The organism is Mammaliicoccus sp. G-M28 (assembly GCF_022386595.1).
In the GTDB taxonomy this organism is placed as follows: domain Bacteria; phylum Bacillota; class Bacilli; order Staphylococcales; family Staphylococcaceae; genus Mammaliicoccus; species Mammaliicoccus fleurettii.
Map to the genome: position 1 here is coordinate 39,719 of NZ_JAJNIF010000010.1, position 23,323 is coordinate 63,041.

At 30.3% G+C, this 23,323-nt stretch carries 28 protein-coding genes, 1 pseudogene and 1 riboswitch; of the genes and pseudogenes, 21 read left to right on the top strand and 8 right to left on the bottom strand.

Annotation, left to right across the window (positions count from 1 at the left end):
• Positions 1–64: 64 nt before the first annotated feature.
• Positions 65–958: an NAD(P)/FAD-dependent oxidoreductase gene (locus LQ609_RS09440; RefSeq protein ID WP_239734651.1), complete on the top strand. Its 894-nt coding sequence runs from the start codon at positions 65–67 to the stop codon at positions 956–958.
• Between the two features lie 72 nt (positions 959–1,030).
• Here LQ609_RS09440 and LQ609_RS09445 read toward each other — a convergent pair whose 3' ends face one another.
• Positions 1,031–1,246, bottom strand: a complete 216-nt coding sequence (locus LQ609_RS09445; RefSeq protein WP_078357263.1) for a hypothetical protein — start codon at positions 1,244–1,246, stop codon at positions 1,031–1,033.
• Positions 1,247–1,320: 74 nt separating this feature from the next.
• A riboswitch (SAM riboswitch) is annotated at positions 1,321–1,420 on the bottom strand.
• A 128-nt stretch (positions 1,421–1,548) separates the two neighbouring features.
• On the opposite strand from LQ609_RS09445, the gene LQ609_RS09450 reads away from it, so the two are divergent.
• From LQ609_RS09450 to LQ609_RS09465, 4 genes are all read left to right on the top strand, one after another.
• Positions 1,549–2,169, top strand: a complete 621-nt coding sequence (locus LQ609_RS09450; protein WP_203153841.1) for a PepSY domain-containing protein — start codon at positions 1,549–1,551, stop codon at positions 2,167–2,169.
• A 252-nt stretch (positions 2,170–2,421) separates the two neighbouring features.
• Entirely contained in the window at positions 2,422–3,273 is an 852-nt protein-coding gene (gene efeO / locus LQ609_RS09455) for an iron uptake system protein EfeO (protein WP_239734652.1), read from the top strand.
• A 6-nt stretch (positions 3,274–3,279) separates the two neighbouring features.
• On the top strand, positions 3,280–4,518 hold the full coding sequence (gene efeB, locus LQ609_RS09460) for an iron uptake transporter deferrochelatase/peroxidase subunit (RefSeq protein ID WP_078357266.1): 1,239 nt from the start codon (positions 3,280–3,282) through the stop codon (positions 4,516–4,518).
• Positions 4,493–6,193, top strand: coding sequence for an FTR1 family iron permease (locus LQ609_RS09465; protein WP_239734653.1), 1,701 nt, complete (start codon positions 4,493–4,495; stop codon positions 6,191–6,193). Before efeB ends, LQ609_RS09465 begins: the two co-directional genes overlap by 26 nt.
• Positions 6,194–6,238: 45 nt before the next feature.
• On the opposite strand, the gene LQ609_RS09470 is transcribed toward LQ609_RS09465, so the two are convergent.
• Both LQ609_RS09470 and LQ609_RS09475 read right to left on the bottom strand, forming a co-directional pair.
• A complete protein-coding gene (locus LQ609_RS09470) occupies positions 6,239–7,120 on the bottom strand; it encodes a hypothetical protein (protein ID WP_208144107.1) in 882 nt (293 codons plus the stop codon).
• Positions 7,121–7,858: 738 nt separating this feature from the next.
• The gene (locus LQ609_RS09475; RefSeq protein WP_078357269.1) at positions 7,859–8,503 is read right to left on the bottom strand and encodes a FusB/FusC family EF-G-binding protein; all 645 of its coding nucleotides are present in this window, start codon (positions 8,501–8,503) and stop codon (positions 7,859–7,861) included.
• 226 nt (positions 8,504–8,729) lie between these two features.
• Between LQ609_RS09475 and LQ609_RS09480 the strand changes: the two genes are divergently transcribed.
• On the top strand, positions 8,730–9,755 hold the full coding sequence (locus LQ609_RS09480; RefSeq protein WP_208144106.1) for a hemolysin family protein: 1,026 nt from the start codon (positions 8,730–8,732) through the stop codon (positions 9,753–9,755).
• Between the two features lie 81 nt (positions 9,756–9,836).
• Here the strand turns inward: LQ609_RS09480 and LQ609_RS09485 are convergent.
• A pseudogene (locus LQ609_RS09485) lies at positions 9,837–10,267 on the bottom strand (hypothetical protein); the annotation flags it as partial.
• Positions 10,268–10,429: 162 nt separating this feature from the next.
• On the opposite strand from LQ609_RS09485, the gene glpT reads away from it, so the two are divergent.
• Both glpT and LQ609_RS12720 read left to right on the top strand, forming a co-directional pair.
• Positions 10,430–11,791: a glycerol-3-phosphate transporter gene (gene glpT, locus LQ609_RS09490; RefSeq protein ID WP_078357271.1), complete on the top strand. Its 1,362-nt coding sequence runs from the start codon at positions 10,430–10,432 to the stop codon at positions 11,789–11,791.
• Between the two features lie 241 nt (positions 11,792–12,032).
• Positions 12,033–12,854 carry a helix-turn-helix transcriptional regulator gene (locus LQ609_RS12720; RefSeq protein ID WP_239734654.1) on the top strand — a complete coding sequence of 274 codons (822 nt, stop codon included), beginning with the start codon at positions 12,033–12,035 and terminating at the stop codon, positions 12,852–12,854.
• Between the two features lie 145 nt (positions 12,855–12,999).
• On the opposite strand, the gene LQ609_RS09500 is transcribed toward LQ609_RS12720, so the two are convergent.
• From LQ609_RS09500 to LQ609_RS09515, 4 genes are all read right to left on the bottom strand, one after another.
• A complete protein-coding gene (locus tag LQ609_RS09500; RefSeq protein ID WP_239734655.1) occupies positions 13,000–14,217 on the bottom strand; it encodes a tyrosine-type recombinase/integrase in 1,218 nt (405 codons plus the stop codon).
• 21 nt (positions 14,218–14,238) lie between these two features.
• Entirely contained in the window at positions 14,239–15,195 is a 957-nt protein-coding gene (locus tag LQ609_RS09505; RefSeq protein WP_239734656.1) for an Abi family protein, read from the bottom strand.
• Between the two features lie 313 nt (positions 15,196–15,508).
• Entirely contained in the window at positions 15,509–15,763 is a 255-nt protein-coding gene (locus LQ609_RS09510; RefSeq protein WP_239734657.1) for a hypothetical protein, read from the bottom strand.
• A gap of 18 nt (positions 15,764–15,781) precedes the next feature.
• On the bottom strand, positions 15,782–16,690 hold the full coding sequence (locus LQ609_RS09515; protein ID WP_239734658.1) for a helix-turn-helix domain-containing protein: 909 nt from the start codon (positions 16,688–16,690) through the stop codon (positions 15,782–15,784).
• A 138-nt stretch (positions 16,691–16,828) separates the two neighbouring features.
• Between LQ609_RS09515 and LQ609_RS09520 the strand changes: the two genes are divergently transcribed.
• From LQ609_RS09520 to LQ609_RS09580, 13 genes are all read left to right on the top strand, one after another.
• On the top strand, positions 16,829–17,062 hold the full coding sequence (locus LQ609_RS09520; protein WP_239734659.1) for a helix-turn-helix transcriptional regulator: 234 nt from the start codon (positions 16,829–16,831) through the stop codon (positions 17,060–17,062).
• A 3-nt stretch (positions 17,063–17,065) separates the two neighbouring features.
• Positions 17,066–17,332, top strand: coding sequence for a helix-turn-helix domain-containing protein (locus tag LQ609_RS09525; protein WP_239734660.1), 267 nt, complete (start codon positions 17,066–17,068; stop codon positions 17,330–17,332).
• 10 nt (positions 17,333–17,342) lie between these two features.
• Entirely contained in the window at positions 17,343–17,714 is a 372-nt protein-coding gene (locus LQ609_RS09530; protein ID WP_239734661.1) for a hypothetical protein, read from the top strand.
• Entirely contained in the window at positions 17,715–17,906 is a 192-nt protein-coding gene (locus LQ609_RS09535; RefSeq protein WP_239734662.1) for a hypothetical protein, read from the top strand.
• Positions 17,899–18,093, top strand: coding sequence for a hypothetical protein (locus LQ609_RS09540; protein WP_239734663.1), 195 nt, complete (start codon positions 17,899–17,901; stop codon positions 18,091–18,093). Before LQ609_RS09535 ends, LQ609_RS09540 begins: the two co-directional genes overlap by 8 nt.
• A 78-nt stretch (positions 18,094–18,171) precedes the next feature.
• Positions 18,172–18,996 (top strand): DnaD domain-containing protein, encoded by an 825-nt coding sequence (locus LQ609_RS09545; RefSeq protein ID WP_239734664.1) that lies wholly within the window; start codon positions 18,172–18,174, stop codon positions 18,994–18,996.
• Positions 18,997–19,010: 14 nt separating this feature from the next.
• Positions 19,011–19,877: an ATP-binding protein gene (locus tag LQ609_RS09550; protein ID WP_239734665.1), complete on the top strand. Its 867-nt coding sequence runs from the start codon at positions 19,011–19,013 to the stop codon at positions 19,875–19,877.
• 144 nt (positions 19,878–20,021) lie between these two features.
• Complete coding sequence (locus tag LQ609_RS09555; protein ID WP_239734666.1) at positions 20,022–20,222, top strand: hypothetical protein; 201 nt, start codon at positions 20,022–20,024, stop codon at positions 20,220–20,222.
• 148 nt (positions 20,223–20,370) lie between these two features.
• Positions 20,371–20,616 carry a hypothetical protein gene (locus tag LQ609_RS09560; RefSeq protein ID WP_239734667.1) on the top strand — a complete coding sequence of 82 codons (246 nt, stop codon included), beginning with the start codon at positions 20,371–20,373 and terminating at the stop codon, positions 20,614–20,616.
• Positions 20,617–21,290: 674 nt separating this feature from the next.
• A complete protein-coding gene (locus LQ609_RS09565; protein ID WP_239734668.1) occupies positions 21,291–21,725 on the top strand; it encodes a hypothetical protein in 435 nt (144 codons plus the stop codon).
• A 48-nt stretch (positions 21,726–21,773) separates the two neighbouring features.
• Positions 21,774–22,247 carry a hypothetical protein gene (locus LQ609_RS09570; RefSeq protein WP_239734669.1) on the top strand — a complete coding sequence of 158 codons (474 nt, stop codon included), beginning with the start codon at positions 21,774–21,776 and terminating at the stop codon, positions 22,245–22,247.
• Between the two features lie 115 nt (positions 22,248–22,362).
• On the top strand, positions 22,363–22,836 hold the full coding sequence (locus tag LQ609_RS09575) for a hypothetical protein (RefSeq protein WP_239734670.1): 474 nt from the start codon (positions 22,363–22,365) through the stop codon (positions 22,834–22,836).
• A complete protein-coding gene (locus LQ609_RS09580; RefSeq protein ID WP_239734671.1) occupies positions 22,836–23,291 on the top strand; it encodes a hypothetical protein in 456 nt (151 codons plus the stop codon). The genes LQ609_RS09575 and LQ609_RS09580 overlap by 1 nt, the downstream gene beginning before the upstream one ends.
• Positions 23,292–23,323: the final 32 nt, after the last annotated feature.

Below are 23,323 nucleotides of genomic sequence, written 5' to 3' on the forward strand. Positions count from 1 at the left end.
TTTTTATTTGGACTAATCATAGATATTAGCACTCTATAATAGATGAGAAAAGGCGGCGTATAAAATGTTTGATTGTATCGTAATAGGTGGAGGACCAGCAGGATTGGCTAGTGCTTTAACTTTAGGTAGAGCTTTGAAGAAAACTTTAGTAATAGATAATAATAATGCAAGAAATAAAGTGACTCGAAAATCACATGCATTTTTAACACAAGATGGTGTAACACCAGAAGAACTGAGAGCTAAAGCAGAACATGATGTAGATCAATATAAAGATGTTTCTCGTGTAAATGACACTGTTGTTAAATTGATAAAAGAAAATGATCATTTCATTGTTGAAACAAAACAACAAAAGTATACTACGAAAAAAGTGATGATATGTACTGGATTGAGAGAAACTTTGCCGGACATTAAAGGTTTAAAAGAAAGCTATGGTAAATCTATATTTTACTGTCCTTGGTGTGATGGTTATGAATTAAAAAATAAATCTTTGCTCATTTCTGTACAACCAGAACAAGTAAAGCATATGGCATTACTTTTAAGTAACTGGTCAGAAGATATAGTTATAAGCAGTAAAGATTTTTCTGTATTAACAGCAGAGGATAAAGCTTTCATGGATAAGAAAAAAATAAAATTAATAGAAAGTGAAGTAACTGAATTTAAACATAGTGATGGAAACATTAATGAAGTTGTCTTTGAAAATGGAGAAAGGATACCTAGAAGTGGTGCGTTAATTGGTGTTAAATGGGATACGGGTTTTGAATTTTTAAATGGTTTAAATATTGAAAGAGAAGAAAATGGAAAAATTAAAATTGAACAATTTGGAGAAACATCAGTTCCAGGATTGTTTGTAGCAGGAGAAAGTAAAGATACAATGGCATCTCAGTTAATCGATGCAGCAGCAAATGGTAATCAAATTGCTAAATTTGTAGCAATGCAGATTATTATGGAATCTAATTAATAAAAGGATATGAAATTATTTACTTAAAAAACGCCTTATCAGCTTAATATAGCCGATAAGGCGTTTTTTTGATTATTTTCTAGTGATACTAATATTAATTTCTAAGTCATCAAATGATAATTTACGATTGTTTGATTCGCTAGAATATTGTTCTTCTGTTTCAATTCTTACAAGTTCTGAAATTAATTCGTTCTTTTTAGCCGTTTTTGCAATTGATCCTGAAAAGCTCTTTGGTGGGTTTGCCTTCAACTCTGCTAATTCTGCTAAAATATCTTCTCTTGTTCTCATTTATATTGCCTCCTAAAGTTTTAGTTACAATAAAACAGCTCATCTTAAGATTAAGAAGAGCTGTTTAGAGAATCTTCTTATCTTTCAAGTTAAACTTGTTGGATTTAGCACAGTACTTACGCCTGTTGCTGAGGTTTCGCAGGGCCAATTCCCTCCACCTACTCTTAATAAGACTACGAGCTATTTTATTGTTTCTTTATCATAACGAATAATATAAATTTTGTCTAATTTTAAAATTATATGTTTGGAAAATTTAGGAAGGTCTATATATAAAGTAAAGAAATATTAAGGAGGAATTAAGTATGAAGTTTAAAATGATTTCACTATTATTAGCGTCAGGCATCGTTTTAGCAGCATGTGGAAATGATAAAAGCGATGATCAAAAAGATGATCAAAAAGAAGAGAAAACTGAACAAACAACTGAACAAACAACAAAGGATGAAAGCAAAGATGATGAAGATACAAATAAAACAACTCAAAATACTATAAAATGGGATGATGTTAAAGTCTCCCCTGAAGATGCTGTTAAGACAGCCCAGAAAGAATCTGAAGGTGAGTTGAAAGATTTATCTTTTGAAAAAGAAACAGGCGATTGGAACTACAAAGTAGAATTAGTAGATGGTCAAAATGAAAACAAAGTATTAGTTAATGCTGATGATAAATCTGTTGCTAATGTTGAGAAAGAAACAGATGACGATGACGATGATAATGAACAAACATTTAAATTATCCGACGTAGCAAAATTTGATGATGTATTAAAAGTTGCTCAAGATGAAGCAAAAGGTGACTTAAAAGAATGGTCATTAAGTGAAGATGATGGCCAACTTGTATATTCTATTGATCTTAAAGAAGGTAATAATGATTCAACAGAATTTAAAATAGATGCTAAATCAAAAGAAATTCTTGAGCAAGAACAAGATTAAATCAAAAAGCATATCATTAAAAACCAACAAAGTTATAAAACTTTGTTGGTTTTTTATATTTAATTAATGATTATCATTCTCAATTATAAATGACGATTATTTTTAATAGAGTTTCTACATTTAAAATCACTTTAGTTAAGGGGTTAAATTTGTATTTTTAATGAATTATATAAAATTTTTATTGACTATTTCACTTTATAGGAATAAATTAAAGATGATAATGATAATCAATTAGATGGGAAGTGTAGAATTATGAAGAAGTTAGCTACAACATTTTTAGCGAGTGCCTTAATTTTAACGGCATGTAGTAATGATGAAGAGAAAAAGACATCTGAGAACAAAAAAGAGACGAAAGAAACAGCCAAAGTTGATTTTTCTAAAGAAACTAAAGCTTATAAAGACTTTACCACTGAGCAATTAGATCATTTTTTAGCGGATACTGAGAAATTTGTTGAAGCAGTAAAAGCTGATGATATGGAAAAAGCTAAAGAAATATATCCTAAAGCACGTATGTATTATGAAAGATCAGAACCAGTGGCCGAGAGCTTTGGAGAATTAGATCCAAAGATTGATGCACGTTTAGCGGATATGAAAGAAGAAAATAAAGAAGACGAGTGGTCAGGTTATCATAAAATTGAAAAAGCATTATGGGAAGACAATACAACGAAAGATATGGGACCTGTTGCTGATCAATTGTTAAAAGATACTAAAGAATTAAGAGCTAAAGTTGATACTGTTGATGTGACGCCTAAATTGATGTTACAAGGCTCAATTGATTTATTGAATGAAGTTTCAAGTTCTAAAATAACAGGTGAAGAAGAAATTTATTCTCATACAGATTTATATGATTTTAAAGCAAATATTGAAGGCGCAGAAAAAATATTCGAAATCTTTAAAGATAAAGTTACGAGCAAAGATAAGAAACTTGCCGATACCACTCAAGAAAGATTTGAAAATGTAAATAAATTATTAGCTCAATATGAAACTGACAATGGTGGATATGAAGATTATACAAAACTTTCTAAAGAAGAAACGAAAAAACTTTCAGAAGCTGTTGATAAATTAGGTGAATCATTAAGTCAAATGGCAGTAATTACGGAGTGATAAAGGATGTCTAATGAGGAGAACTATATAGCTAGAAGAGACTTTCTTAAGCTTGCCGGAGTTGGAGGAGCAGGATTATTAATAGGTTCTACTGGAGTTGGAGGAAGCATACTGGCTTCTCAATACTTCGCAAAAGATAAAAAGAATGTTAAAAATAAAATTAATTTTTATGGTAAATATCAATCTGGTATCACTACTGATGCACAGAAACATATTTATTTTGTAGTTTTAACTATTAACAAAATGTCCGTTTCTGATGTTAAAAAAATGTTTAAACTGTGGACGAATTATAGCGTGCATTTGATGAATGGTGAATTTGTAAAAGAACTTGGAGATAATAAAATGTTGCCGAGTCCTGATACTGGAGAAACAATTGGTTTGGATGCTAATAGACTCTCTCTTACTTTTGGAATTAGTCCTTCATTTTTTGAAAAAGTGGGATTAAATAAACATAAACCAGAGTTATTAAAAGACTTACCTCATTTTCCTAAAGACCAATTAGACGATGCTTATACAGGTGGGGACATTTGTATTCAAGCATGCTCAGATGACCCTCAAGTTAATTTTCATGCAATTAGAAACTTAATTAGAGTTGCTAAGGGTGAAGTTTCAATGAAGTGGAGTCAGGCAGGATTTAATTCATATAAAGAAAAAGATGGAAAAATAGAAACGCCTAGGAATTTATTTTCATTTAAAGATGGAACAGGTAATCCTTCCTTACATAAGCAATCCGAATTAGATAAGTATATCTTTATTCAAGATGGATGGGCTAAAAACGGCTCTTACTTAGTGGCGAGAAGAATTCAAATGTTACTGGAAACTTGGGATCGAACAGCTTTAGAAGAACAAGAAGCAACATTTGGAAGATATCGTCATTCTGGGGCACCAATAGGAAAAGAAAAAGAATTTGATACATTTGATCCGAATGTAAAAGATAAAAATGGTGAGAATTTAATTGAAAAAGAATCACACGTTAGCTTAGCAAAAGCATCAAAGACCAATTTATTAAGAAGATCTTATTCCTATTCAGATGGTATTAATTCACAAACTGGAACATTCGATGCAGGGTTATTATTTTTATCATTTCAAAAGTCACCTGAACAGTTCATTAAAATACAAAATAAAATGGGTGCAGTAGATAAATTAAATGAATACATTACACATAGAGGCTCAGGTATTTTCTTATGTTTACCTGGTGTCCAAGAAGGAGAATATCTAGGTGAAACGCTATTTAATCGTTTTTAGTATAGCAACTTTAATTTGTTTAATTGCACCCTTAACGATAAAAGCAGAAACAAGTTTAAGTGATATTTATATTAGTGTGACTGACGCGAAGTCAGCATTACAAGATAAAGATAACCATGCATTTGATAAACATTTTAAAGAAATTAATGATAACTGGCAAAAAACAAATAAAAAAGAGCATAAACTCGTTCAAAAAATTAATGACGATATAGAAAAAGTTAAAAAAAGTAAGTCATCAAAAGAAAAAGAACAATCGTTAAATGCACTTACTTCAGATTTAATTGATTACGAAAAAGTATTGAATCCTGTCGATAAACAAAAGAAAAGAAATCAATTGCAGAATGAGATGCAGCCACTCATTAAAAATATATCAAAAGCAATATCTGATAAAGACTTTGAAAAAGCAAAGTCTATCAATAATCAATTAAATGCTACTTGGACGAAAAATGAAAAAATTGTACGTGAGGAAGATATAGGAAGATATGGCCAAATTGAAACTGCACTGATGTTTACTAGAATTGAGTTAACTAAAGATAAAGTTGATGCGACAAGTGCACAAATGCAAGTTGATCAGTTAAAAAAAGAGTTAGATGAATATCATGCAGGTAATAAATCAGGTGCTAAATCAGCCAATCAAGATGCAACTATATTAAATAAGCATTTAGATCAAGCTATTAGTAATATCAAAGATGATGATTTAGCTAAAGCTAAACAAGATTTACAACAGTTTATTATTGTATGGCCAAATGTAGAAAGTGAAATTAGCACTAAAAATGGGGCGTTATATACAAAAATAGAACAAAAAATCCCACAATACGTAGGGCAACTTGATCAAGACAATAAAGATGAAATTCAAACTAACTTAGAAACAATTAATCAAGAAGTTAAATCTACCATATCTAAGACGAGCTATACATTTTGGGATGCCACGCTAATACTGTTACGAGAAGGGATAGAAGCATTACTTATTATTATGGCTTTATTAACTGTTACAAGTAAATCAAAACAAACAAAAGCATCAAATTGGATTGTTATAGGTAGTATAGTTGGAATTATGATAAGTATCGCTTTAGCATTTATATTTAAATCTGTATTCGACAACTTAGGATCAACAAGAGAGTTAACTGAAGGTATCGTCGGTATCGCTTCAGTCGTATTAATGATTGTCGTAGGAATTTGGTTGCACTCTAAATCAAGCTTAGCATCATGGCAGAACTTCATTAATAAGAATATAGATAAAGCCATGTCTACAGGTAGTATCATAACATTTGGATTAGTCGCTTTCTTATCAGTATTTAGAGAAGGCGCTGAGACAATTATATTCTACTTAGGAATAGTAGGGAAAATATCAACATGGTCACTTATATTAGGTATTATAGTAGCATTGATAATATTGGCAATCATTGCGACATTCTTTAACCAAATAACAAAATGGATTCCAATACATCGCTTATTCTTAATCATGTCATTATTTATTTTTATATTGGCATTTAAAATATTAGGCGTGAGTATCCATACATTACAAATATTAAACATTGTGCCACAACATACGATAAACAAATTACCATTTATCGATTTAATAGGATTCTATCCAACATATGAAACACTCATACCACAACTTGTACTTGTTATGATTGTCGTGATTTATTATGCGATGCGTAAAAAAATAGCATAATATATAAATGAGCGCTAAGACAAAACTTTGTCTTAGCGTTCATTTTTAGTCGCCAATGTAATTAAGGTAATAAACATGATCTATAAATTTTTGGGTAAGTTTATCTTCATATTTATTTGCTATTTTCTCAAGAGTATTTTCATCTAAAGATATATTGTTACTTATATAATCTTGATAATGTCCAATTTCATGCGCTAATATTCTTAGAGTGTTTAAGTCACTATCAAAAAGTGACATTTCTTTTTTTAATTGTGCATATCTATATGTAGAAACGACAATTTTTGGATAAGTGAATAAAGAAGTTGGATGTTGAAAATAACCTTGAGCATCTTCGAGTTCACTAGATGTAATATGAATATTAACTTTTAAAGGAAAATTCAATTCTTTTTTAATAAAATCTCTAAATTGTAAAAAAGCGTGCTTTAAATGATTATTTATTCCTGAATCGAATTTCATCGTAAGTCCATCTTTATAGGATATAGAACACTTATTATGATTAAATAAATATTTAAATGTTAAATAATTGCTGATGCGCATAATGTTATCTTCATAACAATCAAAATGACTAATTAGATCTTTATATGTAATATGTTCAAAACTTAAAATGTAGAAATGCGCTATATGATAATTTAAATCAAATATAATTTCAGATAATGCATATTCTAAGTCATTTACAATAATGTTATTTCGTTTCTTAGTAACAAGATATTCTTCTATATTATACAAAGAATAGTATATATTTCGATTATCAAAATCTATTTGGCAATCAGATAGTTGACCGTATGAATATACGGGTGAATCATGGATAATAATTTTAATATTTTGGTCTAATAATTTTTTATTACTATTAATCCATTCAATATAACTTGTAATGCTTTTAACTAAATTTACGTAATTACTTTGATTAACTATTATAATTTTATTCATCTCTTTTTCTTATTTGATCCTTTAGTTTTTTTACCAAAGTTTCCATATTACACTCCCTCCTTTTATATTTTATTATCTTTAAATTACAAATATTGTCAAATGAAATTCGGAATAATCATGACATTTTTCGCATCGCACTTGTAACACTTTGTAGTTGTATAATATATGTTAAGTAGTAGAAAGTTAATTTACAGCCGATAAAAGTAATTACCGGTCCAAAAATGAGATGAGTTGTAGATTAATTCGGTAGTTAAGCGAAGAGATAGTCTAAGTTGTAGATTAATTCGGAAGTTAATCGAAGAGATCGACCAAGTTGTAGATTAATTCGGAAGTTAATCGAAGAGATAGTCTAAGTTGTAGATTAATTCGGAAGTTAATCGAAGAGATTGTCTAAGTTGTAGATTAAGTCAGGAGTTAATCGAAGAGATCGGGTAAGTTGTAGATTAAGTCTGAAGTTAATCGAAGAGAATGACCAAGTTGTAGATTAATTCGGTAGTTAATCGAAGAGATCGACTAAGTTGTAGATTAATTCGGTAGTTAATCGAAGAGAATGACCAAGTTGTAGATTAAGTCTGGAGTTAATCGAAGAGATCGACTAAGTTGTAGATTAATTCGGGAGTTAATCGAAGAGATTGTCTAAGTTGTAGATTAATTCGGGAGTTAATCTACGACATCCTAAAATATCAACAATATACAATAAGAGGCAGGGACAAATTAATTTGTCCCTGCCTCTTATTATTATTTTGTTTTTACTGTGTGTATAAATTCATACAATCCGTCAAGTTGATCGAGTTGTTGGTTACATCTTTCGCTATCATGACAAATATAGTTGCCGTTTTTCGTATATGTTCCATCACCTTTTGATTTAGTCGTAGATAAGAACATAGAAACATTTGATTCTTTCTTACATATGCTACAAATTCCAGGTTTAATGGTAGGTGATAATTCTCCTGACACGCCTGTCAATTTATCATTTTCATACATAATAATAAATTTCTTTTGTTTTCCTGAATCATTCCATCCTATATAAGATGACTCTTTCAAATCAATGTTATCCCAGTCTGGTTGTTTTAACTTCTTAGTTTTTATAAAAAGTTTTTCCAATTGTTTACTTGATGGTTGTTCAAATGGGATGACATAGTTTTTAAGTCCGAATAACAATTTCTCAATTTGAGCTCGAGAAATTCTTTTATTCATGATTATATTTGTGAATTCTTCTATTTCAGTATGCTTTTCACTAAAAAGTTGTGAAATATGGTCATACGTAATTGCTTGGAAAGTATCGATTGTTTTGAAATCATTGACTGATTTATAGACATTAAATAATTGTTCTGATTTTTCTTTTATACTTACGAATTGATATGGTTTTATATAATTATTCATAAAAAATCCCTTCTTTAGTTAATTTGCTCGATGGGTATGAATAATTGTAGAGAACATGACACATTTAGTAGCATCTTAAGATCCCTCCTTATCAAAAACTAGTATAGTCCTTTATCTCAATTATTTCAAATGTGTAATATTATAAAATTTATTCGAAATAGTGTAAAATTTAAAGACAACCAAATATGGTTGTAATTTTTTATTATATGGAGGAATTAAATAATAATTGGGAACTACAATTAGTTTAATCACGTTTATTGTATTACTCGCTTTAACTGGATTCTTTGTTGCGACTGAATTTGCAATTGTAAAGGTTAGGTCATCTAGAATTAACTATTTAGCAGAACAGAATTATAAGAACGCTCAACAAGCTAAAAAGGTAGTTGACCATCTTGATGAATATTTAGCGGCATGTCAGCTAGGTATTACCATTACAGCACTTGGAATTGGTATGGTTGGTGAATCAACATTTGAGTTTATTCTGCATCCACTATATAGTAGCTTTGGATTATCAGAAACTGTTATTCATGTCTTAACATTAGTCAGCGCTTTTATTATCGCAACATATTTACATGTTGTAGTAGGTGAAATGGCGCCAAAGACTATCGCAATTCAAAAAGCTGAACAAGTTACATTGTTCTTTGCAAGACCGATTATACTGTTTTACAAATTATTATATCCTTTTATTTTTATTTTAAATGGGTCTGCAAGAATGATATTGAGCTTATTTGGTATGAAACCTGCGAAAGAGTCTGAATTATATCACTCTGAAGAAGAACTGAAGATGCTGATTAAAGAAAGTCATCAAGGTGGAGAAATTTCATCAACAGAACTAGAACAAATTAATAAAGTATTTATTTATGATGAACTTGTTGTCAAAGATTGTATGATTTCCAAAGAAAATGTGACAATGATCAATAGTAATTCTAGTCAGCAAGAAGCTATTCAATTTGTGAAAAATGGATATTATACGAGATATCCAGTGTATCAAAATCACAAAGCGAACATTATTGGTTATTTACATGCGAAAGACTTATTGAAAGACAACATACAAGATATAACTGAATTGATTCATGAAATTATATTTGTCAAAGAGGCAGACGCCATTCAAAACGTATTAGATAAAATGAAAAAACAACGTGCGCATATCTCAATAGTTCACAATGATTATGGTGAATTAGTAGGTATGATTACAATGGAAGACATACTTGAAAATATTGTCGGCAATATTGAAGATGAACATGATAAATAAACGTAAAGAAGAGGCAGAGGCAAATTAATTGTCCCTGCCTCTTATCATTGTATTGGCAGTAGATGACTGGATTGAAAGTACGCTTATATCATGAATTAAATAAATGATTAAATGTAGAATACCTATCCCTATAATGTAAGAGAGTAAATGTTTGATCCAACTTTTCGCATATAGTTTAGCATTGCGAATCCACTGGGTTTCTCAGGTTTGCTACCTTCTTTCATAGCATAATATTTGAACCTATCATCTGCACACTTTATCATACTTTTTCCAAATACAAGGGATACAGAAATATAGACTGCTGCAATTGCATGTGGCGTTTCAGCTGTTGCACCATTCATTAAATCTACACTTGTTGTTATAAGTAAAATTAAATCTATAACAGGTGTAAGTGCTAGACAGAATAATCCGAGTGCTTTCTGCTTTAATATATATCTACTGACTAAGCCGAGTAATATAACTACCCAAAAAGCTACTTCACAAAATATAATAAGCCATATTATAAAATTCATGATTGTTCCTCCTGTTTAAGTTAGCTTAATTATCCTTTATTTTGTAAAATGTTACAAATTTCATTGACTTTAATGTATACAATATCTATGATGAAAATACAATTAATAAATTTACAAAAAGTTTACAATCCTTACAAATAATTAACATTAGGAGGGGTAACTATGGCAAATTTCTTGAAACCAGCCAAGCATATTGATCCACTACCAGAAGAACAGGTGGATGATACATACAAGAAATTAAGACTACAAGTCTTTATAGGGATATTTCTTGGTTATGCTGGTTATTATTTATTAAGAAAGAACTTTTCACTTGCTATGCCTGCTTTAATTGATGAAGGCTTCACTAAGACAGAATTAGGGTTTGCTTTATCAGCAATTTCAATAGCATACGGATTCAGTAAATTTATCATGGGTACAGTGAGCGATAGGAGTAATGCAAGAATATTTTTAACGTTAGGTTTAGTATTAACCGCTATCGTTAATTTATTAATGGGGTTTATTCCTGTATTAACTTCAAGTGTATTTATTATGTTTATCATGCTGTTCTTAAATGGGTGGTTCCAAGGTATGGGATGGCCGCCATCAGGAAGAGTACTCGTACATTGGTATAGTGTAAGTGAACGTGGTGGCAAAACAGCTATATGGAACGTTGCGCATAATGTTGGTGGAGGATTAATGGCACCAATCGCATTGCTCGGTATTTCTATAACTGGAACACTATCGTTTGGTTATTTAAAAGGATTTGAAGGTGCATTTATTTATCCAGCTATTATCGCATTAATTATTGCAGTAGTGTCATACATTCTTGTTAGAGACACACCTCAATCAATGGGTTTACCACCTATAGAGGAGTATAGAAATGATTATCCTAATAAATCACAACAAACATTAGAAGTTGAACTTACAACGAAGGATATTCTGTTTAAATACGTATTAAATAATAAATGGGTTTGGATGATTGCAATTGCCAATATTTTTGTTTATTTCGTACGTTACGGTGTACTTGACTGGGCACCAACTTATTTAAATGAAGAAAAAGGGTTCGATTTAAATGCTTCCGGTTGGGCATACTTCTTATATGAATGGGCTGGTATTCCTGGTACTTTATTATGTGGATATATATCAGATAAAGTGTTTAAAGGTAGAAGGGGACCAGCAGGATTTATCTTTATGCTAGGTGTCACAATAGCAGTTATCATATATTGGTTAAACCCTCCTGGAAATCCGTTAGTTGATAATATTGCATTAATTGCTATTGGATTCTTAATTTACGGTCCAGTTATGCTTATTGGATTACAAGCTCTGGATTATGTCCCTAAAAAAGCAGCAGGAACAGCTGCAGGATTAACGGGATTATTTGGTTATCTAGGTGGAGCAGTAATGGCTAATATTATTATGGGGTTAATAGTTGATAAATTAGGATGGGATTCAGGATTCTTATTATTAACGATTGTTAGTATACTAGCTATGTTGAGTTTCATATTTACTTGGAATAAACGTGGACAAGAAGTAGTTAAATCTTAAAAAAATATATAGCACGCCCTAAAAGGTAGACTTTATGGTCTATCTTTTAGGGCGTTTTTATTATGTGTATATCGTCATACAATATATAAAATTAAAAATCTGATAATTTTGGTTTTATATATTTACTCATTAAAGTTTTCCAATTATAATATTATTGTTGTAATTAAATATTTTGTATTATATTTTGCCATGAATGATTTTCAAATGTACAAAAAGATTAAAATTAATTAGGAGATTTGTTGTGAGAAATATATATGAAATCAAATACCTAAAGCGTTCTGCCACTAAATACCGTAATCATGTTGGGGTTTCTTTTTTTGTAGTGCTGAAAGGAAAAGCTATGATTACAGTCAAAGATGTGAGCACTTTTTATGAGGAAGGTGACACATTTATTGTAAAGCATAATGAGTGTTACAAACTTGATGTAAGGGAAGGGAATATCGTCGTACAAATACATTTTTACAAATCATTAATTGAAACGATGGTTCCTGAATTATTATGTAATCATAGTCATGTGACAACACAATCAGAAATGATACCGTTAAGAAATCAACTTATATATCTTTGTTCTTTATATTTAACACAAGAAAATGACCGGAATTTTAAAGTTATGAAGCAAATCATTGCTATATTAGAAATTTATAAAGGACAATTGCATATAGATAACGAAGATAGTTCGAATATGTATAAAGATGTTAATCCGATTATTGAAGAAATTAGAAATTATATTCATGAACATTATAATGAGCGTATTACAATTAATACATTTACAAACAAATATCGTTTGTCTGAATCTTACTTTTCTAAAATGTTTAAAGAACAATTGGGTGTTAATTTTAAAGACTATTTAACAGATATTAGATTACTAAATAGCATATATGATTTAATTCATACTTGTGAAAAGATCATAGATATATCTGAAAAGCACGGTTTCTATAATGTGTCCGCATATATTCACGCTTTTAAATTATATTACGGTGTCACTCCAAAGAAATATAGAAATATGATACAAAATAAACATGCACAATTTGAGAGGCAAAATTTCTTTAATGAAGTGGATTAAGAAAAATAAAGTGATAAACGTTATTATATCAATGCTTTGAAAGATGTTTGTATCTATATTTTTAATAAAAAAGGGCAGAAAAAGGGCAACATGTGAGAAAGTTAATATTTTAGGCATAAAAAATAGAGCCGATATTTCGACCCTACTAACTATTAACCGCTTCTAATTTATTCATCATATCTTTATCCATTTGTTCAGTAACATGACTGTATATCTGTAACGTTGTTTTATGATCTGTATGTCCTACACGCTGCATTATTGCTTTTAAAGAAACGCCTAATTGAGATAGTAACGATATGTGTGTATGTCTCATGGTGTGCGTTGTAACATGTTTATCTATTCCAATATCACTACATGCAGATTGTATAAGTCTGTTTATACATGGTATTGATAAAGGGCTACCTTTAAAGTTAGTGAATACAAATCCTCTCTCAATATAGTCGTCTCCCCATTTTAAAGACTTTTTATTTTCTAACATAACCTTTTTCAGTATCTCGCAACTTCTTGTAGTTAATGAAATAGTCCTATATGATGCTTCTGTCTTTGTTGTATCTTTGATACCAATATGACCTTTTTTATCTCTAATCCATTGAATAGTACCGTCTATCGTAAGTGTTTTGTTATCGAAATCAATATCTTGTGGCTGTATAGCTAATAATTCGCCTATTCGCATACCATTTAAGGCTTGAAATTCCATGATATAAGCAGAAATTAAGTAAGTTCGTTTAATATGTTCTGAAACCTTTTGTTTAGCAACCTCATTTAATCTATTAGTTACTTCTTTAACTTGATCCATTTCTAAATAGTTCTCACGTTTAGCCTTTATTTCGTCTCTTGTTTTTGCTTGTTTAGGTAAATCGACATCATCAATAAAGGATATATCTTTTATTTTATACTTTTTCTGTAAGTACTTCATAACATGCCTTACTAATCTAATTGTATCTTTAATATATTTATGACTTATACCGTCCTCATCAACACTCTTTACTAAATCATTGAGTATATTCACATTAATCTTATTGGCTAGAACATCAGCAGCTATATGTTTCTTTGCTAATTTAACCCTACTTGCTATCGATGTGATCGATGACTGCTTACTTCCCGAAACAGTTTTATAGTGTTCAAACCACTCATCACATGCCTGATGAAACGTTAACGTCTTTAAGGTGCTGGGCGTCTTATCGTTCAACTTCACTTCAATACGCTCATTTAACCGCTTCTGTGCTTCTTTCTGTGATTGCTTACCATTCTTATTCATAACTATGCTTACACGCTTCCATTTGTCCGTTAATGGATCTTTATACTTCTCATAGAAGCGGTACTGTACAACGTCATGTTTATTAGTAAACTCTTCATACCACATATTTATTCACATCCTAAAATTTTATTTTTGAGGAATTTTCGAAACTTTTTTATGCCATGATAATGGAAAGCCATATGATTCTAGTACCAAATTCATACTATTATCATTTAATTTTTTGCTCATATTAATTGTTCTTTTTAATATTGAATTATGTAATAAAGCATAATCCTCAGTCGGTAAAAAACACTTAAGCGCAATAAATACATGAAAAGGTGTTTGTCTAGAAGATTTAGAATCTATTTGTAAAGAACCATACAAAGCTGGTATGAATTTTATATTATTATTACACTTATATTTTAGGAGTTTGTTGTTATGAGCAACACAATTACGAACATTTAATACATTGTCTAATATTTTGTCTAAGTAGTTGGGTTCTAAGTTTATTTTTTGATGAATGTTAGTATCCAATATATCGGATAATTCTTTCGCTATTTCATTTCTTGTTTTATTATCGATAAATTTATAAAGCCTTATAATGTTACCTAAAGTTAAATCATTTACTATGACCCAAATAGGAACATCTTTATGATTAGCAAAATGATGTTTAACGGAATTTTCTTTTTTAGATCTAATTTGTTCATTAACTTTTTTTGAAATATAAGATAATGTTTGTGTTAGTGCAAGTGGATTGCTATTAGAGTAATTTGATGTATCAAGATATGCAAAAGGCTTATTGTGATATTTTTTTGCGAAATGATAGGCGAATATCGATTTAAAATGTTTTTCTGCAATAATTATATATTTCATTAATAAGTTTTTAATCTCAGTATCAAAAATATGTAAAGCTTTAATTTCCTCAAAAGTTGTCCCTTTAATATAAAGGTTTTCTTTTTCTTGAAATAACTTGCTATACATATTTACAACATTATAATAATTATTATGAATTAAATATCGCTTAGCCTTATTGTAATCTTCGATAAGTAGTCCTCTATCTATTAGTATATTTATTTGTTCATCAATATTTTTAAATGGTCTCATCTTTTAATTTCTCCCTATATATAACAAAAACGCCCCTTATTACTACAAAGTAGTAGAATAAGAGGCGTTTTGCGCAAATAAGTCCTCCCAACTAAAAGTTGAGTCAGATACTTATTGCTTAACTTGATTCTTATTCTATAACTACAATAATTAAAAGTCAATTAAGAACTTTGTAATTTGTATAGTTCTTGTTTCCCAAAATTGATTTTGTATTGACATTCCTCATACCACATAGGCTAGTCCTCCTTTATTAGTTAATGATTATTGGTTACTCTTTTTTTCGGAAACCAATATATAAGATATGAATTAAATGTTATTCGTTATTAATCCATTTCAATAAATTCACATATGAATATTTACCACGAGTGTATCTCACTTTTACAAATTTGAAATCTTCTCTGTTAATAATCTCTGAAAATTTCACACTTCCTACTTTCAAGATTTCCATAGCTTGGTGTCTATCAATGACTGATGGATATTTATTATCATACAAACCTGCTTGATAAGCAGATTTAAATAATTCTATTAAATGGTTTCTTAAATTATTTTCTAAGTCTTCTAGTGACATTCGAATTCCTCGTTTGCTTTAATTTCTTAATTCTCTTTCGATCAATAATGATGCCATTTCATCAATTTGATTAAATATTTTTTCTTTTGTTTCATCATCTAAATCGTTCCAACCGTTGAATTTATTAAAGTTAAGTTTGTAATTTATACCTTCAAACTCCTCAATCATTATGTCACTAATATAATTTATAGTGTTTTTGGTCATCTTATACATATTATGTTTAAAATGCCCATTTAAGAGGGCGTTAAAAAACTCAATCATATCTTTTTTTAAAATTTCATGAACTTTTTCGTCGTATTTTAAATTTTCATCATTATACAACTGATCCACCTTATCATTTAAATAGATTGGCAAAGTGGCTTCGCTTTTTTTGAATTGTATTTGAAGTATTTCAGATAAGTTCTTAAATTTCTTTAAATCATAACTACCTTCATCTGAAGAATAAATATAATCCAACCTATTCAAATATGTTTTTAGCCCACCAGCTATCTCATCATACAAGACTTGATCGGTCATGTTTTTTAATTCCCATGTTGATACGGTCAGTTCATTATTACTATTTGTATATTCAGTACTAATCTCATGGAAAATCTGCGCTTTTTTATAATTATATTTGGAAATATGAAATTGTATTATTTCTTCTTTATCTATAAAATCTAAACTCGAATGATTTTTAAAATATAAATTTATCATATCTGAAATTAATTCATCATATGTTCCAAATAATAAATATGATATTGAACAACCGCCTTTTTCTGCAATTTCTTTTAATCTCTGGTTATTAGGACGTTGTCTGCCATTTTCCCATTTAGATACATTACTTTTACTTACTCCAAATATATTTCCGAACTCTTCTAAATTCATTCCGTTATTTTGGCGAATGCTTTTAATCCTTTTACCAACCGATTCAATGTTATAACTGTTCATAATAACCACCTCTTATTCTACATAATACAACACTTGAAAGAATTTTTAAATCACAAATTGACAAATGTGTAGTTTTTATATTGTTTTTAAATTATTGTTATGATATATTTAATTCATCTAGTTGAGAGGAGTGTAGTAATGAATAAAATTTTAATCTATCGAAAAATGCTTAACAAATCACAGAGTGAGATTGCAGATTTAATGGCAATATCAACTCAAGCATATTCTAATAAAGAAAACGGAAAGACAGAATTCAGAGATAGTGAAAAAATTATTTTTAAAAATCTACTTAAATCAATTTATCCAAATATAACTATTGATGAAATTTTTTTTGATGATAAGTTGAGTTTTGTTGAGTTAAAGGAGGTGTAAACAATGAAAAATGTAACGGAAATACCAACACGTCAGAACACGATAACAAGAGATGAACAGATAGTAGTTCAACCTATCTACGCAAAAGTTCCTCAATTGGCAAAACTATGTGGATTTTCTAAGTCTACGGTATATAGAATACTAGACCGTTGGGAAGATGAACCGAATGGAATCGATGACATGTTTGTTAGTATTTCAGCAACTCTTAAGGTAGTTGAAATAGAAAAATTTAAAACTTATTTAAGAATAATTAATAAAAAATGGATGTAGGAGGTTTGTTATGAACAAGTTAGACGGAGTAAACAACATCAAACAATCAATCTATGAACTCGAAAAATCTTTAAATGATAATCGTGATGTGTATCTAGTAAATTTTGAAGGTAAGACTAATGTGTTATCCAGAGAAGCACATTATGAATATGTAATGCTGAATGCTCACGGTCGTGTGTTGAATGATTCATTAGATCATTTTAAACCAACTTCACAAGTTGTTATAGGTAGTGCCTGCGCAATTTTAAAAGAAGCAACAGAATTCGAAGATAGGTCTATATATTTCGGGACTTCCCAAATGAGTAAATTGGCTATGTTAAGAATGGCTAGTGTTTTTGCAGTATTTGAAATGAAAAAAATATTAAAAGCGGAGGGATATTAAATGAATATACAAGTGAAGATAATTAAGACAGCGATAGGGTGGTTTAATGTTAGGTCGAGTGAAGCAGATGAGTTATTGCTCAATGCACCATTAGAAACGATACAAAAATTGATACCTACTTTCAGTACAGAAACAACGCTTGCTGCTGCTGAATTAAATTTAAGCATGATAGAGGAGGTACAACATGGTTAGGTTAATTGAAAAACATGATGGCTTATATATCGAAGCTGAAACAAAAGAAGAACAACTGTTTTTTAAAGAAAATTCATCAGATTTAATTGATTATTTAAGCTATCACTACAAAAGGATAGTTAAAGAAACGCATAAAAAGAACCTTACACACCGTAGCGACCAAACTCCATGTGTGCAAGGTACTTAGAACATAGATGAAATCATTCGATTAAAAATTTCATCTACTCAAATTATAGCATGAATTGAGAAAGTGAGGGAGTGATGCATGAGTGAAAACTTAGGTTGGATAAGCTTGCATAGGTCTATCCAAAATCACTGGTTATTTCAAGAAGATAGAAAGTTTTCAAAGTTTGAAGCATGGATTGATTTAATCCTAATAGCAAATCACAAAGATGGAAAAGTTATGCACGATGGTCAATTGATTGATGTGAAGCGTGGGCAAAAATTAACTTCATTAAGAAAGTTAGGTAATCAATGGAATTGGTCAATTACTAAAGTAGATAAGTTTTTAAATATACTCCATGAAGATGGAATGATAGTTCTAAAAAAAGACACCAAAAAAACACTTGTAACCATTGTAAACTATGATGTTTATCAAAATATAGATTTAGAAAAAAGACAGAGAAGTAACACAGAAAAGAAACAGAAAGAAATCAGAAAAGAATCAGAAAAGAAACAGAAAGAAACAAACAATAATGCTAATAACGATAATAATGTTAATAATCATCAGAGCGTGAGCGATGAAGATTTTAAAAAGATAGCTGATTATTACAACAAAACAATCCAAGCGTTAAATGGAAGTGATTATGTTCATTTAGGAGAAGACGTCGATAAGTTTGGTAAAGAATTAGTTTGTAAAGCTATTCAAGAAGCTGCACGTAATAGTGCCCAAAAATATTCATATATAAATAGAGTACTTATTGATTGGTCTAAGAATGGTGTTAAGACTAAAGAAGATGCTGAACAGTATTTGCTAAAAAGGCAACATAGCTTCAATAACAAAAATAAACGGCAAAAGGAAGATGGACATCATTCTCCTTATCAGGAAATGGAATTTGCCGAGATTCCAGATGATTCACTTCCTTTCTGATTGGAGGTTAAACGATGATACAAATGAAATATAGAGAAGCTGAAAAAGGATCACCAGTAACATATGAATCTGAATCGTATATATGTTCTGGATGTGGTCGGATAGTAAGCGATTTGGAACATGAAAACGGGTATAAGTGGCGATATAACTGTCATTGTAATTTAAACGAATTAGCTAAAAGCAATATTAAACAATCTGAAAAAATTAATAGAGATAGATATTTCAATAAATCACTCTCTTTTATCCCTAAAAAATTCCAGAATGTTCATTTTGATGAATATGAACCAGAAAATGAAATGAATGCTAGGGCAATGAGAATATGCAAAAGGTATTCAGACAACTTTGATTTATATAATCCTCAATCATTATTTATCTACGGTGATTATGGAACAGGTAAGTCAATGTTAGCAGCTTCAATTATGAATGACGCCAAAAAGAGTTTCAGAGTTATGTATTTAGATATTAATTTGCTTTTAAATAATATAAAAACAAGTTGGAATCCCAATACACTACTAGCGAAACAAAACTATCAAGAAACAATGCTATATCTAATTCGAACCGCTGATTTAGTTATATTCGATGATGTTGGTGCTTCTTCTAACTACAAAGCAGACATGTCAATACTACTAATAATTATTCAATCCAGACTGGGTAAACACAATGTTTATACGACCAACCTTACTCAAAAAGAACTATCAAGTGACAAAGATTGGGAACGCATATTCTCAAGAATGATGGAAAATACAACACCAATCGAAATGAGAGGTACTGATAGAAGGAGAAAAGGTAAATTTAAGAACACATCAAATGAAGAAAAAAAGATAGCTGAAAAAAAGAATGATAATAATTTGCCTTATGATATCAGTGATCCACCGTTTTAAGAGTAAAAGTATTAAATTTGATTAAAATTATAGGCTATTTGGGACGATAACATGTTGAGTAATACTAATTATCATAAATTGGCAAATGTTCCAAATATAGCCTTTAAAACGCAAATAACCATATTTGAGATTGGAGGTTAATTAATGAGCTATTACGAAGATAAATTCAAAAAGCTTAACAAAGAGTTACAGGAACTTCAAAGATATTTAAATGAAAAGATAGGTCATGCAAAACATGATGATGCTGATCCAAATTATATAAGAGAACTTGAAGCGGAAAGTTACGCATTACATGTTATTTGGGTGAGAACGAACGAGACTATTTTATATGAACCTAATAATTAAATGCTGGGATATGTTGGTATAAAAACCTATTAAGACAATTGTTGGAAAATGTGAGTATAAAACATTGATATATAAAGGTTAGAAGTTGTTCACGAGAATGAAATAGATACTAATTAAAAAGCAAATAAGCGATATGGAGTGAGAGGGCATGTCTGAAGAAAGAAAGGAATACATGAAGCAATACAATAAACTCAATAAAGAACGTATTAGCGAACGTAACAGACGTAATTATTTAAAGCGTAAAAAGAGATTGAAAAAGCAAAATGAATCAGATAGACATTTATTATCATGGATAGAACAACAAAAACAAGCACGCATTAATAACATGTCGCCAACTAGATTAAGAAGACGGGAACAAGTTCAAAAATCAATATTTGATGAGATTTTATGTTAGGTTTTCTAAGGTTTCTGCCGTAACGATTCGTGACGTCAGTTAAAGGGGGGAACGATTCGTTCCGTCATTTGTGCTGAATGGGTAATTTGCCTAGTCATCTCAAAGGGAGTCGTGAAACACGAGGTCATAATCTGCGTAGTCAAATTGACCACGAAGTCCTTGAATGGGATTACATCTCACTACTCAAATATGCACCGTGATAAATAGAAAAGATTTTAATGACTCCAAATGTGGACGCGTTAGAACAATAACTAAGTTCTGAAAACGCAAAATCACGTTCTCAAAACTCAAAAGTGAGTTCTCAAAATCCAAAATTGGATTCTGCAGATTTCACTGTCCAGATTTGGACACATTGATTCAGCCAACGCAAAATTGCGTTCGTTAATATCCCCAAAAGTGAGGATATTAAAAGCCGCTTCATTATAAATTGACAAAATTGACACATTAAAAAGTACGTGGTCAAAAAAGATCGCATACTATTGCTCAAAAATGAGTAATAGCTTAGTCAAAAAAGTACGTAACTAAAACTAAAGGAGAAATTAAAAAGGAAAACAGATAAATATTATAAAGAATACTTAGAGGCAAATAAAAAGATAGATTCAGAACTAAAGGCGTTAGAACAAACAAGAAGTGAATTAGTCACTGAATTAACAGAAGTAGAACAAGTATACGGTTTGGCTACTAATAACGGTGAGTTTGAAAAGGCACAAGAATCATATAAAGAAGTTTTAAAAGCTAAAGAAAAATTAAAAGAACATGATGACTTAATTAAAATTAAGAAAGATACTGTACCAGCAATTAAACGAAAGAATCTATTTGAGTTATTGAACAAAGTAAATGACTTAAGATCATATTATCAAGAAGAAGCGGAGGATATACAAGTAAGACTGAATAATGCTATAGAGGAATATAACGCCATTATAGAAGAATTTAGAGATTTAAATACGCTTTATAACCATGACTTGATTGAGTACGATAACATACATCACTTTTTATCTGTTCAAGATAAAGATTTGTTTAAAAAGCAATATGGTACATGGAAAGCTAAAACGAGAAATATGATTAATCATAAAGGCGAACTAGATAAAGTTGAAATCAGTAAAAATTAATAAAGTGGGGTCGTGCTTTACGACCTCATAACTTTAAAGGAGGTAACTATGACCAGTATTAACAGCAACTTTAAAGAGCATTTTAAAGAGCAATATAAAGACGCAATACAAGAGTTTAGTGATGAGGGATTGCGCTGGGAACTACATCGACATGAGTGTTTTAATACTGATCCTAACGAGTGGTATAAAAATACTATGTTAGAAGTGTTACTAGAAGTGTTTGAAGAACGAGACCTATCACGTATAACAAAAGATGAAGTGATTGCTCAATATTATACAAAGCTTCGGTTTTGCGAGTATCTAATATCAACAAAACGTAAAGACTACAAAATGTGGATTTACGCATTAGAAGATATGAAAAATCACCCTCATATGCCCGACGATTATTTAAAGTGGATAGATGAATTAATGAATGTAATTGTAGAAAAAACTAAAGATGAACAAAGTGAAAAGATTGATAATATACCAGACATTGAAACGGAAAAAGAACGTAAAGCAATAGATTTTACTAACTTTCTGTGAGGTGTTTTAAGTGACATATTCCGTTACTGATAGGGCGTTATTAACTAAATACAACAGACTGTATCAACGAGCATATATTAAGCATAGACAAGAGGAAATAGAAGAACTGTACCATATGAATTGCTCGACAATGGGCATTGATGAAGCAATGGGTTTAAGAACTAAAGTGTTTAATATATGCGATTTATCAATTCATATCATTGAGTGTAAAGAACGATTACAACGGAAAATAGACGTGTTTAATCAAGCTAACGATGATGTTGAAAATGCTTTTATAGAAGCTAATGATTATAACACTGTTAGAGCGGTTAGATACTTTCAAAAGTATGGCGTGAGAAGAAATCGGAACGACCAATACCCGATAAACAAGTTCAAAAAAGCGTTAGCAAAGATACACGATGAAAGAATACATGATGATCCAATTGAACAAGAAGCGGTCAACGTATTAAGTGATGAGATACAAAGTTATATTGATTATGAATTTAAAGTCGAACCAGTTGTAATTAATTGGGTAGAAATCTTTAATCATTTGAAAGGTAAGCATTTAGCTGAACATAATGATTTTAAACGACGAAAGGAGGTGATGTGATGGTGAGGGTATCGTATAAAGATTGGTTAACTGAAGAGGGATTAACGAAGATTGAGGGTTGGGCTAGAGACGGCTTAATTGATGAACAGATAGCGCATAACATAGGCTGTAGCGTTAAGACATTATACAACTGGAAGAAGGCTCATTTACCTATTTTACAAGCCTTAAAAAGAGGTAAGGAAGTTGTAGATAGAGAGGTTGAAAGTTCTCTACACAAACGAGCATTAGGCTACTATGTTGAAGAAGTAACATACGAACAAGGTATTGAAGTAAAGAGAGTTCGAAAGCATGTTGCACCAGATACAACGGCGATTATATTTTGGCTTAAAAATAGAAAAGTCGAATGGAGTGATAAGCACTCTATCGAACATACAGGCGACATTACATTTATTGAAGACATCATGACAGATATGACAGAAGAAGAACTGCGTAATTTAGCAAAATTAAATGACTAGGAGAAGATAAAATGATTATAAATGCTCACCAA

What these genes read in the sequence shown, in the direction of transcription:
- LQ609_RS09505 (WP_239734656.1), bottom strand. Translation starts at nt 15,195, where the DNA reads ATGAGACCATTTAAAAATATTGATGAACAAATAAATATACTAATAGAT.
- LQ609_RS09450 (WP_203153841.1), top strand. Translation starts at nt 1,549, where the DNA reads ATGAAGTTTAAAATGATTTCACTATTATTAGCGTCAGGCATCGTTTTA.
- LQ609_RS09550 (WP_239734665.1), top strand. Translation starts at nt 19,011, where the DNA reads ATGATACAAATGAAATATAGAGAAGCTGAAAAAGGATCACCAGTAACA.
- LQ609_RS09580 (WP_239734671.1), top strand. Translation starts at nt 22,836, where the DNA reads ATGGTGAGGGTATCGTATAAAGATTGGTTAACTGAAGAGGGATTAACG.
- LQ609_RS09475 (WP_078357269.1), bottom strand. Translation starts at nt 8,503, where the DNA reads ATGAATAATTATATAAAACCATATCAATTCGTAAGTATAAAAGAAAAA.
- LQ609_RS09500 (WP_239734655.1), bottom strand. Translation starts at nt 14,217, where the DNA reads ATGTGGTATGAAGAGTTTACTAATAAACATGACGTTGTACAGTACCGC.
- LQ609_RS09530 (WP_239734661.1), top strand. Translation starts at nt 17,343, where the DNA reads ATGAACAAGTTAGACGGAGTAAACAACATCAAACAATCAATCTATGAA.
- efeB (WP_078357266.1), top strand. Translation starts at nt 3,280, where the DNA reads ATGTCTAATGAGGAGAACTATATAGCTAGAAGAGACTTTCTTAAGCTT.
- LQ609_RS09515 (WP_239734658.1), bottom strand. Translation starts at nt 16,690, where the DNA reads ATGAACAGTTATAACATTGAATCGGTTGGTAAAAGGATTAAAAGCATT.
- LQ609_RS09520 (WP_239734659.1), top strand. Translation starts at nt 16,829, where the DNA reads ATGAATAAAATTTTAATCTATCGAAAAATGCTTAACAAATCACAGAGT.
- LQ609_RS09535 (WP_239734662.1), top strand. Translation starts at nt 17,715, where the DNA reads ATGAATATACAAGTGAAGATAATTAAGACAGCGATAGGGTGGTTTAAT.
- glpT (WP_078357271.1), top strand. Translation starts at nt 10,430, where the DNA reads ATGGCAAATTTCTTGAAACCAGCCAAGCATATTGATCCACTACCAGAA.
- LQ609_RS09510 (WP_239734657.1), bottom strand. Translation starts at nt 15,763, where the DNA reads ATGTCACTAGAAGACTTAGAAAATAATTTAAGAAACCATTTAATAGAA.
- LQ609_RS09560 (WP_239734667.1), top strand. Translation starts at nt 20,371, where the DNA reads ATGTCTGAAGAAAGAAAGGAATACATGAAGCAATACAATAAACTCAAT.
- LQ609_RS09575 (WP_239734670.1), top strand. Translation starts at nt 22,363, where the DNA reads ATGAATTGCTCGACAATGGGCATTGATGAAGCAATGGGTTTAAGAACT.
- LQ609_RS09440 (WP_239734651.1), top strand. Translation starts at nt 65, where the DNA reads ATGTTTGATTGTATCGTAATAGGTGGAGGACCAGCAGGATTGGCTAGT.
- LQ609_RS09470 (WP_208144107.1), bottom strand. Translation starts at nt 7,120, where the DNA reads ATGAATAAAATTATAATAGTTAATCAAAGTAATTACGTAAATTTAGTT.
- LQ609_RS09525 (WP_239734660.1), top strand. Translation starts at nt 17,066, where the DNA reads ATGAAAAATGTAACGGAAATACCAACACGTCAGAACACGATAACAAGA.
- LQ609_RS09540 (WP_239734663.1), top strand. Translation starts at nt 17,899, where the DNA reads ATGGTTAGGTTAATTGAAAAACATGATGGCTTATATATCGAAGCTGAA.
- efeO (WP_239734652.1), top strand. Translation starts at nt 2,422, where the DNA reads ATGAAGAAGTTAGCTACAACATTTTTAGCGAGTGCCTTAATTTTAACG.
- LQ609_RS09570 (WP_239734669.1), top strand. Translation starts at nt 21,774, where the DNA reads ATGACCAGTATTAACAGCAACTTTAAAGAGCATTTTAAAGAGCAATAT.
- LQ609_RS09445 (WP_078357263.1), bottom strand. Translation starts at nt 1,246, where the DNA reads ATGAGAACAAGAGAAGATATTTTAGCAGAATTAGCAGAGTTGAAGGCA.
- LQ609_RS09545 (WP_239734664.1), top strand. Translation starts at nt 18,172, where the DNA reads ATGAGTGAAAACTTAGGTTGGATAAGCTTGCATAGGTCTATCCAAAAT.
- LQ609_RS09555 (WP_239734666.1), top strand. Translation starts at nt 20,022, where the DNA reads ATGAGCTATTACGAAGATAAATTCAAAAAGCTTAACAAAGAGTTACAG.